At 69.3% G+C, this 16006-nt stretch carries 10 protein-coding genes; 5 read left to right on the top strand and 5 right to left on the bottom strand.

Annotated features, from left to right (window positions below; translation table 11 throughout):
- Positions 1-66: 66 nt before the first annotated feature.
- Genes B7P44_RS10855 through dapC form a run of 3 tightly spaced genes read right to left on the bottom strand, consistent with a single transcriptional unit; the run spans position 67 to position 2539 of the window.
- Positions 67-435: an arsenate reductase gene (locus B7P44_RS10855; RefSeq protein WP_084903810.1), complete on the bottom strand. Its 369-nt coding sequence runs from the start codon at positions 433-435 to the stop codon at positions 67-69.
- Positions 435-1262, bottom strand: coding sequence for a 2,3,4,5-tetrahydropyridine-2,6-dicarboxylate N-succinyltransferase (gene dapD / locus B7P44_RS10850; RefSeq protein WP_084903807.1), 828 nt, complete (start codon positions 1260-1262; stop codon positions 435-437). The genes B7P44_RS10855 and dapD overlap by 1 nt, the downstream gene beginning before the upstream one ends.
- Positions 1263-1306: 44 nt before the next feature.
- Positions 1307-2539, bottom strand: a complete 1233-nt coding sequence (dapC, locus tag B7P44_RS10845; protein ID WP_084903805.1) for a succinyldiaminopimelate transaminase — start codon at positions 2537-2539, stop codon at positions 1307-1309.
- A gap of 163 nt (positions 2540-2702) precedes the next feature.
- Here dapC and B7P44_RS10840 point away from each other — a divergent pair, with 163 nt between their 5' ends.
- The 5 genes from B7P44_RS10840 to def all read left to right on the top strand — a co-directional run bounded on the left by B7P44_RS10840 (position 2703) and on the right by def (position 11443).
- A complete protein-coding gene (locus B7P44_RS10840) occupies positions 2703-3644 on the top strand; it encodes a DMT family transporter (protein WP_084903802.1) in 942 nt (313 codons plus the stop codon).
- 138 nt (positions 3645-3782) lie between these two features.
- Positions 3783-7295: a chromosome segregation protein SMC gene (gene smc / locus B7P44_RS10835; protein ID WP_084903800.1), complete on the top strand. Its 3513-nt coding sequence runs from the start codon at positions 3783-3785 to the stop codon at positions 7293-7295.
- Between the two features lie 99 nt (positions 7296-7394).
- Positions 7395-8675, top strand: a complete 1281-nt coding sequence (locus B7P44_RS10830; RefSeq protein ID WP_084903798.1) for a cell division protein ZipA C-terminal FtsZ-binding domain-containing protein — start codon at positions 7395-7397, stop codon at positions 8673-8675.
- Between the two features lie 165 nt (positions 8676-8840).
- Entirely contained in the window at positions 8841-10916 is a 2076-nt protein-coding gene (gene ligA / locus B7P44_RS10825; RefSeq protein WP_084903795.1) for an NAD-dependent DNA ligase LigA, read from the top strand.
- The gene (gene def, locus B7P44_RS10820) at positions 10913-11443 is read left to right on the top strand and encodes a peptide deformylase (protein ID WP_084903792.1); all 531 of its coding nucleotides are present in this window, start codon (positions 10913-10915) and stop codon (positions 11441-11443) included. Before ligA ends, def begins: the two co-directional genes overlap by 4 nt.
- 102 nt (positions 11444-11545) lie before the next feature.
- Here def and B7P44_RS10815 read toward each other — a convergent pair whose 3' ends face one another.
- A complete protein-coding gene (locus tag B7P44_RS10815) occupies positions 11546-13378 on the bottom strand; it encodes a pseudouridine synthase (RefSeq protein ID WP_084903790.1) in 1833 nt (610 codons plus the stop codon).
- Between the two features lie 26 nt (positions 13379-13404).
- Positions 13405-15981 (bottom strand): [protein-PII] uridylyltransferase, encoded by a 2577-nt coding sequence (locus tag B7P44_RS10810; RefSeq protein WP_084903787.1) that lies wholly within the window; start codon positions 15979-15981, stop codon positions 13405-13407.
- Positions 15982-16006 lie beyond the last annotated feature (25 nt).

Genomic DNA, 16006 nt, shown 5'->3' with positions numbered 1-16006 from the left:
CGATAAAAAATGCCGGCGCGGTGGCCGGCAGCGATGTGTTCGGGCGCCGTGCGGCGGGAACGGACCCTATGCGGCGAACAGGGCCGCGTACTGGTCGGCCGCGAAACCGAGCGATTTCACGCGGCCGTTGACGACGAGCACGGGGCGCTTGATGACCGACGGCTTGTGGATCATCAGTGCGACCGCGCCGGCCTGCGTTTCCGCGGCCGCCTTCATGGCGTCGTCCAGGCCGCGCCACGTGGTGCCGTGCTTGTTCACGAGCGCGTCGAGCGGCACGTCCTTCAGCCAGTCTTCGACCAGCGGCACGCTGACGCCGGCTTTCTTGAAATCGTGAAACTCGAATTCGACGCCGTGGTCGTCGAGCCACACGCGGGCTTTCTTCACGGTGTCGCAGTTCGGAATGCCGTAGACGACCACGGTGCGCGGCTTCGCCATCAGTCGCCTCGCAGCAGTTCGTTCAGGCCGACCTTCGCGCGGGTCTTCGCGTCGACCTTCTTCACGATCACCGCGCAGTACAGGCTGTGCGAGCCGTCCTTCGACGGCAGGTTACCCGCGACGACGACCGAGCCGGCCGGGATGCGGCCGTAGCTGACTTCGCCGGTTTCGCGGTCGTAGATCTTGGTGCTCTGGCCGAGATACACGCCCATCGAGATCACCGAGTTCTCCTCGACGATCACGCCCTCGACGACTTCCGAGCGCGCGCCGATGAAGCAGTTGTCCTCGATGATGACCGGGTTCGCCTGCAGCGGCTCGAGCACGCCGCCGATGCCGACGCCGCCCGACAGGTGCACGTTCTTGCCGATCTGCGCGCACGAGCCGACGGTCGCCCAGGTGTCGACCATCGTGCCTTCGTCGACGTACGCGCCGATGTTCGTGTACGACGGCATCAGCACGACGTTCTTCGCGATGAACGAGCCGCGGCGCGCGATCGCCGGCGGCACGACGCGGAAGCCGCCCGCGGCGAAGTCTTCGGCGGTGTAGTTCGCGAACTTCGACGGCACCTTGTCGTAGAACTGCGAGTAGCCGCCGGCCGGCATCGGCGCGTTGTCCTCCAGGCGGAACGACAGCAGCACGGCCTTCTTCAGCCACTGGTGCACGGTCCAGTTGCCGTCGATCTTCTCGGCGACGCGCAGCGCGCCTTTGTCGAGCTGCTCGATCGCGTGCGCGACGGCGTCGCGGACTTCGGCGGGCGCGGCCTTCGGCGACAGCTCGGCGCGGTTATCCCAGGCGGTATCGATGATTTGCTGAAGTTGTTGCGACATGTTCGTTTTCGCAGGAGATGGATGGAATTGATCGGGAGGGTCGATTAACGGGCGAGGCCGCGGCAGAAATCGACGATGCGTTGCGCGCCCTCGACGCATTCGGGGGTGCCCGCGACGAGCGCGATCCGGATGAAATCGCGGCCCGGATTCGTACCGTGCGCGTCGCGCGCGAGATACGAGCCGGGCAGAACCGTCACATTATAGTCGGCGTACAGGCGCCGGGCGAACTCGGTATCCGACAGGCCGGTGCGCGAAACGTTGGCCCACAGGTAGAACGCGGCGTCGGGCAGCTTCACGTCGATCACGTCGGCGAGCATCGGCGTCACGGCGTTGAACTTCTGCGCGTACAGCGCGCGGTTCTCGCGCACGTGCGCCTCGTCGTTCCACGCGGCGATGCTCGCCTGCTGCCAGACGGGCGACAGCGCCGACCCGTGGTACGTGCGGTACAGCAGGAATTTCTTCAGCAGTGCCGGATCGCCGGCAACGAAGCCAGAGCGCATGCCCGGCACGTTCGAGCGCTTCGACAGGCTCGACAGCATCACGAGCCGCTCGAAGCCGCGGCCGAGGCGGTGCGCGGCCTCGAGCCCGCCGAGCGGCGGATTGGCCTCGTCGAAATAGATCTCCGAATAGCATTCGTCGGACGCGATCACGAAGCCGTGGCGGTCGGACAGCGCGAACAGCTCGCGCCAGTCGTCGAGCGTGAGCACCGCGCCCGTCGGGTTGCCTGGCGAGCACACGTACAGCAGCTGGGTGCGCGCCCACACGTGGTCGGGCACGGCCGCGTAGTCGCACGCGTAGTTGCGGGCCGGATCGCTGTTCGCGAAGTACGGCTCGGCGCCGGCCAGCAGCGCCGCGCCTTCGTAAATTTGATAGAACGGATTCGGACAGAGTACGATCGCCTTCTCGCCGCCGGCGGAGCGGCTCGGGTCGATCACCGTCTGCGCGAGCGAGAACAGTGCCTCGCGCGAGCCGGACGCGGGCAGCACCTGCGTCGCCGGATCGATCGCCGGCAGCCCGTAGCGGCGCTCGAGCCAGCGCGCGATCGACGTGCGCAGCGCGTCCGAGCCGGCCGTGGGCGGATACGCGGCGAGGCCGTCGAGCGCGGCTACCGCGGCGTCGCGGATCAGCGCCGGGGTCGGGTGCTTGGGCTCGCCGATGCCGAAGCTGATGGCTTGAAGGCCGGCGGCAGGCGTCACGTCCTTGAACAGGGCGCGCAGCTTTTCGAAAGGATAGGGCTGGAGCGAATCGAGTCGAGGGTTCACGGGCGAAGCGGCCATCGCGGCCGGTTGGAGCGAAAGGAGCGGCGGGCGCGCCGCGCGGCTGCGAACGGGCGCCGGTCGTGCGGCGGGTTTCGCAACCAATGATTATAGCGTGACGAAATGCGGTCACGGCGGGCGCAGACGCCGGCCGGGCAACGAACAACGGAAGGGTTTCAAGCAAATGAACAATGCGGTACGCGGCAGCCTGCCGACGCTGGCGATCCTGGTCGGCGCATCGGTGTGGGGCCTGATCTGGTATCCGTTGCGGATCCTGGCGTCGCTGGGCCTGACGGGCACCGCGGCGAGCGCGCTGACGAGCCTCGTCGCGTTCCTGTTCGTGATCGTCGCCAGGCGCAGCACGATCGCAACCTTGCGCTGGCACTGGGTGTTGCCGGGGATCGCGGTGACGGCCGGGATCACGAACCTCGGCTTCGTGTGGGGCACGATCCACGGCGAGGTGCTGCGCGTGATGCTGCTGTTCTATCTGACCCCCGCGTGGACCGCGATCTACGCGCACTTCCTGCTGCGCGAGCGGCTCACCTGGGCGGGCGTGGGGCTCGCCGCGCTGTCGATCGGCGGCGCGATGCTGATGCTGTGGTCGCCCCGGCTCGGCGTGCCGCTGCCGGCCAACCCGGCCGAATGGGCGGGGCTCGCGGCCGGGCTCAGCTTCGCGATGAGCAACGTGCTGGTCGTCAAGGCGAGTCGCGAACTGCCGCAGATGCGGGCCGAGATGCGCACCGCGACGCTGTTCGGCGGCGCAGCGGTGTTCGGCGCGATCGCGTCCCTGTTCGAGGGGCTGCCGGCCGTGCCGGCGGGCGGCAATCTCGGCTTCGCGGCGCTGCTGATCGCGGGCATCGGCGTAACGGTGGCGTCCAACAACCTGCTCGTCCAGTACGGGCTCGCGCGCGTGCCGGCGAACCGGGCGTCGATCATCATGCTGTTCGAGATCGTCATCACCGCGCTGTCGGCGTGGGTGTTCGCCCACGAACTGCCGACCGCGCGGGAATGGGCGGGCGGCGCCTGCATCGTGCTCGCGACGCTGCTGTCGAGCCGGGTCCACCGGCCGCGCGCTGCGCAGGACAAACCCGGGAACGGGCGGGACGGCGCGCGCGCGATGGTATGATGGGTGCCGTTTGCGGGGCCCGACGCTCGAGAGCGCGGCCCCGTTTTTGAATTCCGAGGCGCGCCGCGCGCAAGGGCCGGCTGGTCCGGCGCGGCGTGTCGTCGTCCGTTTCACACATTCTTCACATCCGATACCGCCGTGCGTCTGAGCTCGATCAAACTCGCTGGCTTCAAATCCTTTGTCGATCCCACGCATTTCCAGGTTCCGGGCCAGCTTGTCGGCGTGGTGGGCCCGAACGGGTGCGGCAAGTCCAACATCATCGACGCCGTGCGCTGGGTGCTCGGCGAGTCGCGCGCGTCCGAGCTGCGCGGCGAGTCGATGCAGGACGTGATCTTCAACGGCTCGACCGCCCGCAAGCCCGGCAGCCGGGCGAGCGTCGAGCTGATCTTCGACAACTCCGACGGCCGCGCGGCCGGGCAGTGGGGCCAGTACGGCGAGATCGCCGTGAAGCGCGTGCTGACGCGCGACGGCACGTCGAGCTACTACATCAACAACCTGCCGGCGCGCCGCCGCGACATCCAGGACATCTTCCTCGGCACCGGTCTCGGCCCGCGCGCATACGCGATCATCGGGCAGGGCATGATCGCGCGGATCATCGAGGCGAAGCCGGAAGAACTGCGCGTGTTCCTCGAGGAAGCCGCGGGCGTGTCGAAGTACAAGGAACGCCGCCGCGAGACCGAGAACCGCCTGCACGACACGCGCGAGAACCTGACCCGCGTCGAGGACATCGTCCGCGAGCTCACCGCGAACCTCGAGAAGCTCGAGGCGCAGGCCGTCGTCGCGACCAGGTACAAGGAACTCGTCGCCGACGGCGAGGAAAAGCAGCGCCTGCTGTGGCTGCTGCGCAAGAACGAGGCCGGCGGCGAGCAGCAGAAGCAGCAGCGCGCGATCGAGCAGGCGCAGATCGACCTGGAGGCGCAGACCGCGAAGCTGCGCGAGGTCGAGTCGCAGCTCGAGACGCTGCGCGTCGCGCACTATGCGGCGAGCGACGCGATGCAGGGCGCGCAGGGCTCGCTCTATGAAGCGAACGCCGAAGTCAGCCGGCTCGAGGCCGAGATCAAGTTCATCGTCGAATCGCGCAACCGCGTGCAGGCGCAGATTGCCGCGCTCAATGCGCAGCGCGAGCAGTGGCGTGCACAGGCCGAGAAGGCGCAGGACGAGCTCGAGGATGCCGAGGAAGCGCGCGCGATCGCCGACGAGAAAGCCGCGCTCGCCGAGGATGACGCCGCGGCGAAGCACGACGCGCTGCCGGCGCTCGAGGCGACCTGGCGCGATGCGCAGGCGCAGCTCAACGACGAGCGCGCGCGGATCGCGCAGACCGAGCAGTCGCTGAAGCTCGAGGCCGCGCACCAGCGCAACGCCGACCAGCAGCTGCAGCAGTTGCAGCAGCGGCAGGAACGCCTGAAGGCGGAAGCGGGCGGCCTCGACGCGCCGGACGAGGCGCAGCTCGAGGAGCTGCGCATGCAGCTGGCCGAACAGGAAGAAATTCTCTCCGACGCACAGGCGCGGCTCGCCGACGCGCAGGAAACCGTGCCGCGCCTCGATGCCGAGCGCCGCGGCGCGCACGAGCGCGTGCAGGCCGAAAGCGCGCAGATCCATCAGCTCGAGGCGCGCCTCGCCGCGCTCAAGCAGCTGCAGGAGAACGTGCAGACCGAGGGCAAGGTGCAGCCGTGGCTCGACAAGCACGAGCTCGGCACGCTGCCGCGGCTGTGGAAGAAGCTGCATGTCGAGCCGGGCTGGGAAACGGCGCTCGAGGCCGTGCTGCGCGAGCGGCTCGCCGCGCTCGAAGTGTCGAATCTCGACTGGGTGAAGGCGTTCGCGACCGACGCGCCGCCCGCGAAGCTCGCGTTCTACGCGCCGCCGCCGGCCGGCGAGCCGCCGGTGGCGGCGGCCGGGCTGCGTCCGGTGCTGTCGCTCGTGCGCATCGACGACGCGGGCATCCGCGCGGTGCTGAACGACTGGCTCGGCAACGTGTACGTCGCCGACGACGTCGCGCAGGCGCTCGCGACGCGCACGCAGCTGCCGGCGGGCGGCTCGTTCGTCGTCAAGGCGGGTCATGTCGTCACGCGCGTCGGCGTGCAGCTGTACGCGGCCGATTCGGAACAGGCGGGGATGCTCGCCCGCCAGCAGGAAATCGAGAACCTGACGCGCCAGGTGCGCGCGCAGGCGCTGCTCGCGGACGAGGCGAAATCGGCCGTGGTGCGCGCGGAAGCCGCGCACACGCAGGCGACGCAGGTGCTGGCCGACGTGCGTGCGCAGGCCGAGCGCGCGACGCAGCGGGTGCATGCGCTGCAGATGGACGTGCTGAAGCTCGCGCAGGCGCACGAGCGCTACACGCAGCGCAGCACGCAGATCCGCGACGAGCTCGAGGAAATCGGCGCGCAGGTCGAGGAGCAGCGTGCGCTGCGCGCGGAGTCGGAAGCGAACTTCGAGCGTTTCGACGGCGAGCTCGCGGAACTGCAGGCGCGCTTCGAGGACAACCAGCTCGCGTTCGAGTCGCTCGACGAATCGCTGTCGCAGGCGCGCCAGGCGGCGCGCGATCTGGAGCGCGGCGCGAACGACGCGCGCTTCGCCGCGCGCAATGCGGCGACGCGGATCGACGAGCTGAAGCGCAGCATCCAGGTCGCGCACGAGCAGAGCGAGCGCGTCGCCGCGTCGCTGGAAGACGCGCGCGCCGAGCTCGAGACGATCAACGAGCAGACCGCGCATACGGGCCTGCAGGACGCGCTCGAGATCCGCGCGGTGAAGGAAGAGGCGCTGCAGGCGGCGCGCATCGAGCTCGACGACCTGACCGCGAAGCTGCGCGCGGCGGACGAGGCGCGCCTCGTCGCCGAGCGTTCGCTGCAGCCGCTGCGCGACCGCATCACCGAGCTGCAGCTGAAGGAGCAGGCGGCGCGCCTGTCGGTCGAGCAGTTCGCCGAGCAGCTCGCGACGGCCGAGGTCGACGAGGCCGCGCTGCGCGAGAAGCTGACGCCGGACCTGAAACCGTCGTACCTGCAGGGCGAGGTCACGCGGATCAACAATGCGATCAATGCGCTCGGCCCCGTGAACATGGCCGCGCTCGACGAGCTGAAGGCCGCGAACGAGCGCAAGGTGTTCCTCGACGCGCAATCGGCCGACCTGAACGACGCGATCACGACGCTCGAGGACGCGATCCACAAGATCGACCAGGAAACCCGCACGCTGTTGCAGGGAACCTTCGACGAAGTCAATCGTCACTTCAGCGACCTGTTCCCGCGCCTGTTCGGCGGCGGCCAGGCGAAGCTGATCATGACGGGCGACGAGATCCTGGACGCCGGCGTGCAGGTGATGGCGCAGCCGCCCGGCAAGAAGAACGCGACGATCCACCTGCTGTCGGGCGGCGAGAAGGCGCTGACCGCGACCGCGCTGGTGTTCGCGATGTTCCAGCTGAATCCGGCCCCGTTCTGTCTTCTGGACGAGGTCGACGCACCGCTCGACGACGCGAACACCGAGCGTTTCGCGAACCTCGTGCGCGCGATGTCGGACAAGACGCAGTTCCTCTTCATCTCGCACAACAAGATCGCGATGGAGATGGCGCAGCAGCTGATCGGCGTGACGATGCAGGAGCAGGGCGTGTCGCGGATCGTCGCGGTGGACATGGAAACCGCCGCGGGTTTTGCCCAGAATTGACGTTTACGAACCGGGTTCGCGGGCGTGCGGCACCGAGCCGCCCGGCGCAATCGCGCCCCGCTTGCGAGCCCAACGAAAAAGAATTGTGATGGAGCGTGCATGGACGAGTTGACACTCGGTTTGATCGGCGCAGGCGCGGTCGTGGTGGGCGGCGTCGTGGTCTACAACGCGTGGCAGGGTGCGAAGGTGCGGCGCAAGATGCCGCGTCCGATGCCGCAGGAGACGGCGGACACGATGCACCGCCCGGAGCGCGACGACGAGCTGCCGTTCATCGAGCCCGTGCGCCAGCCGGCGCGCCGCGAATCGGCGGCGCCGGACGCCGAGACTGCAACGGGCGCTACGGGTGCTGCGAGCGCGTCGGCCGAGGCCGCGCGCGTCGAGCCGACGTTCGGCGCGGCCGCCCTGGGCGGCGCGGCGCCTGCCGACATGCCGGCGGACCTGCAGACCGAGGCGACGTCGGCCGACCTGCCGGTTGCCGAGACGGTCGACGAAAGCGGCGCGAGCGAGCCGGCTGAGCCGGTCGAGCCGGTGCTGCCGGCCGCGACGACGATCTCCGCGGCCCCGCCCGCGGTCGTCGACCGCCGGATCGACTGCATCGTGCCGATCCGTCTCGCGTCGCCGCTGCCGGGCGACAAGATCCTGCCGGCCGCGCAGCGTCTGCGCCGCGCGGGCAGCAAGCCGGTGCACATCGAAGGCAAGCCGGAAGGCGGCCACTGGGAGCTGCTGCAGAACGGCGTGCGCTACGAGGAGCTGCGCGCGGCCGCGCAGCTTGCGAACCGCAGCGGCCCGCTGAACGAGCTGGAGTTCTCGGAATTCGTGACGGGCGTCCAGCAGTTCGCCGACGCCATCGACGGCGCGCCCGAATTCCCGGACATGATGGAGACGGTGTCGATGGCGCGCGAGCTCGACGGCTTCGCCGCGCAATGCGACGCGCAGCTGTCGATCAACGTGATGTCCGACGGCGCGCCGTGGTCGGCCAACTACGTGCAGGCGGTGGCGTCGCAGGACGGGCTGCTGCTGTCGCGCGACGGCACGCGCTTCGTCAAGCTCGACGCGAAGCAGAATCCGGTGTTCATGCTGCAGTTCGGCGACACCAACTTCCTGCGCGACGACCTGACCTACAAGGGCGGCAACATGATCACGCTGGTGCTCGACGTGCCGGTCGCGGAAGAGGACATCCTGCCGTTCCGGCTGATGTGCGACTACGCGAAGTCGCTGTCCGAGCGGATCGGTGCGCGGGTGGTCGACGACCAGCGCCGGCCGCTGCCGGAATCGACGCTGCTCGCGATCGAGCAGCAGCTGATGAAGTTGTACGCGAAGCTGGAAGAAGCCGGCATTCCGGCCGGTTCGCCGGTGACGCGGCGGTTGTTCAGTCAGTAACGCGAACCACCGGCGAACCACCGGTCGCGGCGCGCGATCCGCCGCCGCGACCCGCTGTCGGCGGCCGTCGGCCGCATCGCGCGCCAGGCCGTTTCCGGCCCCCGGCGCGACGCCAAACTGAGATAATCTGGCATTCGATTGTCTCAGAAAGAATCTGCCGCCAGCATGGCCCGAACCCAAGCCGAACCGCCAGCCAGCCAGCCCGACGCGCGCGCCGCGTGGCTGCGCGACCAACTCGAGCGGGCGAACCACGCCTATTACGTGCTCGACCAGCCGGACCTGCCCGACGCCGAATACGACCGACTGTTTCTCGAATTGCAACAGCTCGAGGCGGACCACCCCGAACTCGTGACGCCCGACTCGCCGACGCAGCGCGTCGGCGGCGAGGCCGCGGGTGGCTTCACGCCGGTGGTCCACGACGCGCCGATGCTGTCGCTGAACAACGGCTTCGAGGACGAGGACATCGTCGCGTTCGACAAGCGCATCGCCGACGCGCTCGACAAGGCCGTCGACCTCGCCGGGTCGGTGACCGACCCGGTCGAATACGCGTGCGAGCTGAAATTCGACGGCCTCGCGATCTCGCTGCGCTACGAAAACGGCACGTTCGTGCAGGCGTCGACGCGCGGCGACGGCGCGACGGGCGAGGACGTGACGCAGAACGTCCGCACGATCCGCTCGCTGCCGCTGAAGCTGAAGGGCAAGGACCTGCCGGCCGTGCTCGACGTGCGCGGCGAGGTGCTGATGTTCAAGCGCGATTTCGCGCGCCTGAACGAACGCCAGCGCGCGGCCGAGCAGCGCGAATTCGCGAACCCGCGCAACGCGGCGGCCGGCAGCCTGCGCCAGCTCGATCCGAAGATCACCGCGCAGCGCCCGCTGTCGTTCTTCGCGTACGGGATCGGCGTGCTCGACGGCGCGCCGATGCCCGACACGCACAGCGCGCTGCTCGACTGGTACGAGACGCTCGGCTTGCCGGTGAACCGCGAGCGCGCGGTCGTGCGCGGCGCGGACGGGCTGCTCGGGTTCTTCCGCAAGATCGGCGAGCAGCGCGAGTCGCTGCCGTACGACATCGACGGCGTCGTCTACAAGGTGAACCGCCGCGACGAGCAGGAGCGGCTCGGCTTCGTGTCGCGCGCGCCGCGCTTCGCGCTCGCGCACAAGTTCCCCGCGCAGGAAGCGCTGACGACGCTCGTCGCGATCGACGTGCAGGTCGGCCGCACCGGCGCGATCACGCCGGTCGCGCGGCTCGAGCCGGTGTTCGTCGGCGGCGCGACCGTGACCAACGCGACGCTGCACAACGAGGACGAGGTGCGCCGCAAGGACATCCGGATCGGCGACACGGTGATCGTGCGGCGCGCGGGCGACGTGATTCCGGAAGTGGTCGGCGCGGTGCTCGACCGGCGGCCGGACCCCGCACCGGAGTTCGTGATGCCGACCGAGTGCCCGGTGTGCGGCTCGCGCATCGAGCGGCTGCCGGACGAGGCGATCGCCCGCTGTACGGGCGGCCTGTTCTGCCCGGCGCAGCGCAAGCAGGCGCTGTGGCACTTCGCGCAGCGGCGCGCGCTCGACATCGACGGGCTCGGCGAGAAGATCATCGACCAGTTGGTCGAGCAGAACCTCGTGCGCACGCCGGCCGACCTGTTCAACCTCGGCTTCGCGACGCTCGCGGAACTCGACCGGTTCGCGGAGAAGTCCGCGCAGAACCTGCTCGATTCGCTGGAGAAGGCCAAGCACACGACGCTCGCGCGCTTCATTTACGGGCTCGGCATCCGCCACGTCGGCGAGTCGACCGCGAAGGATCTCGCGAAGCATTTCGGCTCGCTGAACCCGATCATGGATGCGACGCTCGAGGAACTGCTCGAAGTCAACGACGTCGGGCCGATCGTCGCCGAGTCGATCCACCAGTTCTTCGCGGAGGACCACAACCGCACGGTGATCGAGCAGCTGCGCGCGCCGGGCAAGGTCACGTGGCCCGAAGGGCCGCCCGCGCCGAAGGCGCCGCAGGGCGTGCTGGCCGGCAAGACCGTCGTACTGACGGGCACGCTGCCGAATCTCACGCGCGATGCGGCAAAGGAGATGCTCGAGGCGGCCGGCGCGAAGGTCGCGGGCTCGGTGTCGAAAAAAACGGATTACGTTGTCGCGGGCGCGGAGGCGGGCAGCAAGCTCGCGAAGGCCGAGGAACTCGGCATCCCCGTGCTGGACGAAGACGGACTACACCAACTTCTGGAGGGCCACGCGCCATGATTCGCGAGATTCTGAAGATGGGCGATCCCCGCCTGCTCGAAATTGCCCAGCCGGTCGAGCGCTTCGACACGCCGGCGCTGCACGAGCTGGTCGCGGACATGTTCGAGACCATGCATCACGCGAATGGCGCGGGACTTGCCGCGCCGCAGATCGGCGTCGGCCTGCAGGTCATCATCTTCGGCTTCGGCAACAACAACCGCTACCCGGAAGCGCCGCCCGTGCCCGAGACCGTGCTGATCAACCCGAAGGTCGAGTTCATGCCGCCGGACATGGAGGAGGGCTGGGAAGGCTGCCTGTCGGTGCCGGGCATGCGCGGCGTCGTCAGCCGCTACGCGAAGATCCGCTACAGCGGCTTCGACCAGTTCGGCGCGAAGATCGACCGTGTCGCCGAAGGGTTTCACGCGCGGGTCGTCCAGCATGAATACGATCACCTGATCGGCAAGCTCTACCCGATGCGGATCACCGACTTCACGCGCTTCGGGTTTACCGACGTGCTGTTTCCGGGGCTTGACGCGGAGGATGACTGACGCGGGACGGGCGGGCGCAATCGCGCGTCACGCCGGCCGGAATGAAAAAGCCCGCGCAAGCGGGCTTTTTCGTAACGTGCGCAAACGCGCCGCGTATTACCGTCAGAACGTCTCGTCGGCCGACAGGTAGCGCCATTGCCCCTGCGGCAGCGCGCCGAGCATCACGCGGCCCATGCGCACGCGCTTGAGGCCGATCACTTCGAGGCCGACCAGTTCGCACATGCGGCGGATCTGGCGCTTCTTGCCTTCGCGCAGCACGAAACGCAACTGCTCGCCGTTCTGCCAGCTCACCATAGCGGGCTTCAGTGCGACGCCGTCGAGCTCGAGGCCGTGGCGCAGCTTCGCGAGCGATTCCGCCGGGAAGTGCTGGTCGATGTCGAGCAGGCGCTCGCCGAAGCGCACGCGCACCAGGTATTCCTTGTCGATGTCCGACTGCTCGCCGATCAGTTGTTTTGCGATCCGGCCGTTCTGCGTCAGCACGAGCAGGCCGGTCGAATCGATGTCGAGCCGGCCCGCCGGCGCGAGCGAGTGCAGATGCTGCGGGGAGAAGCGCAGCCCCGCACGGTCGCCGCTCCAGTGGTTCTCGCGCGTGATCAGCACGGTCGCGGGCTCGTAGCCGTCTTCCGCCTGGCCCGACACATAGCCGACCGGCTTGTGCAGCAGGATCGTCACCTGCGCGGCTTGTGCCGCACTGGCGCGTTCGTCGATCTCGATGCGCTGGTCGGCGCGCACCTTGGTGCCGAGCGTGTCGATGCGCTCGCCGTCGACCAGCACCCAGCCCTTCTCGATCCATTCGTCGGCTTCGCGGCGCGAGCACAGGCCCAGTTCGGACATCCGCTTCGACAGGCGCATCAGGCCGGACTCGTCGCCGCGATCCACGTCGGCTGCCCGCTGCTTCACCGGTCGCGCGGTCTTGAAGCCCGCGCCCTCGGCACTGCGGGGGCGGGCGGGAGCGTTAGCGCTGCGCGTGGCGCGATCGCCGTCGCGCGGTGCGCGGGCCGGGCGGTCGGACGACGTGCGGCGCTCGCCGAAGCTGCGCTTCGCGCCTTCGCCGCCGGTCGTGTCGCGATAGGGCGTGCGCTTGCCGCCTTCGGCGCCCGCGCGGCGGGGCCGCGCATTGTCGTCGCCGCGGCGGGCCGGGCGTGCATCGGGTTTGCCGCGGCCGAATTTGCCGTCGGCGCTGCGGCCTTCGCCTGCGGGTTTCGCGTCCGCGCTTCGATACGGGCGGGTGTCGCTGCGTTCGCCGCGTGCAGCGGGCTTGCCCTCTGCGCTGCGATACGGGCGGCTGTCACCGCGTTCGGTACGTCCTGCGAATTTCGCGTCCTTGTCGCGATAGCGTGATTCGCCGCGTTCACCGCGTTCACCGCGCTCGGTGCGGCCCGCAGGTTTCGCGTCCGTGCCGCGGTACGGGCGGGATTCGCCGCGTTCGCCGCGCGCGGCGGGCTTGCCTTCCGCATTGCGATACGGACGGTCTTCGCCGGGGCGGCGCTCGCCGCGTTCGGTGCGACCCGCGGGTTTCGCATCCTTGTCGCGATACGGGCGCGATTCGCCGCGCTCGCCTCGCGCACCGGGCTTGCCTTCCGCGCTGCGATACGGGCGGTTTTCGCCGGGGCGGCCCGCGCCGCGTTGTTCGGTGCGGCCGGTGGGCTTCGCATCGCCGCCGCGATAACTGCGCTCGGCGCCGCCGTCACGCGGCGGACGTTTCGCCGGTGCGCGATCCGCACCCGGACGGTCCGCGCCACCGGCGGCGCGCGGCTTGAACGCGCGCTCGCCGGCGGCCGTCGGTGCGGGCGCCTTCTTCGGGCGGGCCGGCTTGGCTGCCGCATCCGGTACAGCGGCGCGCACCGGCTTGCGGGCGACGAGGCTGCCGGAACGGACGGGTGCGCGGGTCGGCGACGCCGGCCGCGGATTCTTGACGGTCAATTTGGTGCGCATAAACGCTGGGATACTTTCAGACTGTTTCAGACTGCGATCGCGCGCAGCAACTCGGTTTCCACCTGAATCTGCAGACGGTTTCCGGACAGGCCGGCGCCGTCGAGCAGGAAGATGTCCTCGACGCGTTCGCCGAGCGTATTGATCCGCGCCGCATGGACGCCGACCCGGTGCTCGGCCAGCACGCGCGCGATCGAATAAAGAAGGCCCGGCCGGTCGTTGGCGGACACGGACAGGATGTAGTACTGGCCGCGCTCGTCGGCCCGCAGGTCGACGCGCGGCGTGATCGGAAACGTCCGCGACAGCCGCGACAGGCGGCCCTTGGACGGCTCCGGCAGCGGCGCGGCTTCGGCGAGGCGCATTGCCAGCTGCTGCTCGACGAGGTTCGCGATGTCGCGGTACTGCACGTCATGCTCGGTCTGCGTGACGATGAAGTTGTCGAGCGCATAGCCGTGCCGCGTCGTGCTGACGCGTGCGTCGAGCACTGACAGCCCGTTGCGGTCGAAGTATGCGCAGATGCCCGCGAACAGGTCCGCGCGATCCTTCACGTAGACGAGCACCTGCAGCGCGTCGCCGACGGGCGACGGCCGCGCGCGCACGATCGCGGTCTCGGCGTTCACGTGCCGGTACAGCACGCGGGTCTGCCACGCGATGTCGGCGGCGTCGTGGCGCAGGAAGAAGCCGACGTCGAGCTGGTCCCACAGCGCGCGATGCGCGTCGGTCGGCACGGTCTCGAGGCGCAGCAGCGCGAGCGCCTCTTCCTGGCGCGACTTCAACTCGGAATGCGTGTCGGGCTGCGCGCCGCCGAGCACGGCGAGCGTCGCGCGGTACAGGTCCTCGAGCAGCTTGCCTTTCCACGTGTTCCAGACCTTCGGGCTGGTGCCGCGGATGTCGGCGACGGTCAGCAGGTAGAGCGCCGTCAGCCGGCGCTCGCTGCCGACGAGATCGGCGAAGCGCTTGATGACTTCCGGATCGCTCGTGTCCTGCTTCTGCGCGACCTGGCTCATCGTCAGGTGATGCTGGACCAGCCACACGATCAGCGCCGCGTCGTCGCCGGCGACGCCGTGCTCGCGGCAGAAGCGCCGTGCGTCGGCCATCCCGAGCGTCGAGTGATCGCCGCCGCGGCCCTTCGCGATGTCGTGGAACAGCGCCGCGATGTACAGCACCCACGGCCGCTCGAAGTTGCCGATCAGCTGGCTGCAGAACGGATATTCGTGCGCATGCTCGGCGACCGCGAAGCGGCGGATGTTGCGCAGCACCATCAGGATGTGCTGGTCGACCGTGTACACGTGGTACAGGTCGTGCTGCATCTGGCCGACGATGCGGCGGAAATTCAGCAGGTAGCGGCCGAGCACGCTCGTCTGGTTCATCAGCCGGAACGCGTGCGTGATGCCTTCGGGCTGCTGCAGGATCTGCATGAACGTCCGGCGGTTCTGCGGATCGCGCCGCCACGCGTTGTTCATGATCTCGCGCGAGTTGTACAGCGCCCGCAGCGTGCGCGCCGACAGGCCCTTCACGCCGCGCGTCGTCTCGTAGAGCAGGAACGCCTCGAGGATCGCGTCCGGATGGCGCTCGAACACGTCGTCGTCGACGATCTCGAGCATCCCCTGCTTCTCGACGAAGCGCTCGGGCGACAGCACGCGCGTGATGCCGCTCGTGGCCGGGAACAGCTGCGCCTCGATGTTCTGGATCAGGATCGTCGCGAGCTGCGTGACGGCCTTCGCGGCCCAGTAGTAGCGGCGCATCAGCTGCTCGCTCGCGCGCTTCGCGGGCGTCGGCTGGTAGCCGAAGCTTTCGGCCGCCTGGGTCTGCAGATCGAACACGAGCATGTCCTGGCGGCGCCCGGCGATCACGTGCAGCCGCGCGCGCAGCGTCTTCAGGAAGCCCTCGTTGCGGCGCAGCTCGCGCGCTTCGCGCTCGGTGATGAGGCCGCGGGTGTCGAGCTCGCGCCAGCTGCTGCCGAAGCCGGCCGCGCGCGCGATCCACAGGATCGTCTGCAGGTCGCGCAGCCCGCCCGGGCTTTCCTTGACGTTCGGCTCGAGGCTGTACGGCGTGTCCTGGCTCTTCGCGTGGCGCTGGCGCATCTCGAGCACCTTCGCGGTGAAGAACGCGCGCGCGTCGAGCGCCTCGTTGTAGCGCACCGTGAAGCGCTCGAACAGCGCGGTGCTGCCGACGATGCGGCGTGCTTCCAGCAGCGACGTCTGCACCGTGACGTCTTGCGACGCCTCTTCGATGCATTGCTCGACCGTGCGCACGCTGCTGCCGATCTCGAGGCCGAGATCCCAGGCCATGCCGATGAAACGCTCGATCCGGGCGTCGAACTCGGCGGCGTGCCCGTCGGGCAGCAGCACGAGGATGTCGACGTCGGAATACGGGGCCAGCTCGCCGCGCCCGTAGCCGCCGACCGCGACGAGCGCGAGCGTCGCGGGCAGCCGGCAATCGTCCCAGACTTGCCTGAGCGCATCATCGGTGGCTTTCGACAGCGCGTGCATCAGCGACGCGACGTTGGTCGCGCTGCGAAAGCGTGCGAGCAGGTCGGCCTTCGCGGCCTTGAATTCGGCGCGCCGCGAGAGCGCTTCGGTCGAGGGGGCGGCGTGAGCGCTCATGGGCGGCGGGGCGGAAGCGGGCGGG

This window comes from Burkholderia ubonensis subsp. mesacidophila (assembly GCF_002097715.1).
Classification (GTDB): Bacteria; Pseudomonadota; Gammaproteobacteria; order Burkholderiales; family Burkholderiaceae; genus Burkholderia; species Burkholderia mesacidophila.
The sequence above is the reverse complement of the archived record's forward strand: the minus strand, read 5'-3'. Positions and strand labels throughout refer to the sequence as shown.

What these genes read in the sequence shown, in the direction of transcription:
- B7P44_RS10855 (WP_084903810.1), bottom strand. Translation starts at nt 435, where the DNA reads ATGGCGAAGCCGCGCACCGTGGTCGTCTACGGCATTCCGAACTGCGAC.
- dapD (WP_084903807.1), bottom strand. Translation starts at nt 1,262, where the DNA reads ATGTCGCAACAACTTCAGCAAATCATCGATACCGCCTGGGATAACCGC.
- dapC (WP_084903805.1), bottom strand. Translation starts at nt 2,539, where the DNA reads ATGGCCGCTTCGCCCGTGAACCCTCGACTCGATTCGCTCCAGCCCTAT.
- B7P44_RS10840 (WP_084903802.1), top strand. Translation starts at nt 2,703, where the DNA reads ATGAACAATGCGGTACGCGGCAGCCTGCCGACGCTGGCGATCCTGGTC.
- B7P44_RS10830 (WP_084903798.1), top strand. Translation starts at nt 7,395, where the DNA reads ATGGACGAGTTGACACTCGGTTTGATCGGCGCAGGCGCGGTCGTGGTG.
- ligA (WP_084903795.1), top strand. Translation starts at nt 8,841, where the DNA reads ATGGCCCGAACCCAAGCCGAACCGCCAGCCAGCCAGCCCGACGCGCGC.
- def (WP_084903792.1), top strand. Translation starts at nt 10,913, where the DNA reads ATGATTCGCGAGATTCTGAAGATGGGCGATCCCCGCCTGCTCGAAATT.
- B7P44_RS10815 (WP_084903790.1), bottom strand. Translation starts at nt 13,378, where the DNA reads ATGCGCACCAAATTGACCGTCAAGAATCCGCGGCCGGCGTCGCCGACC.
- B7P44_RS10810 (WP_084903787.1), bottom strand. Translation starts at nt 15,981, where the DNA reads ATGAGCGCTCACGCCGCCCCCTCGACCGAAGCGCTCTCGCGGCGCGCC.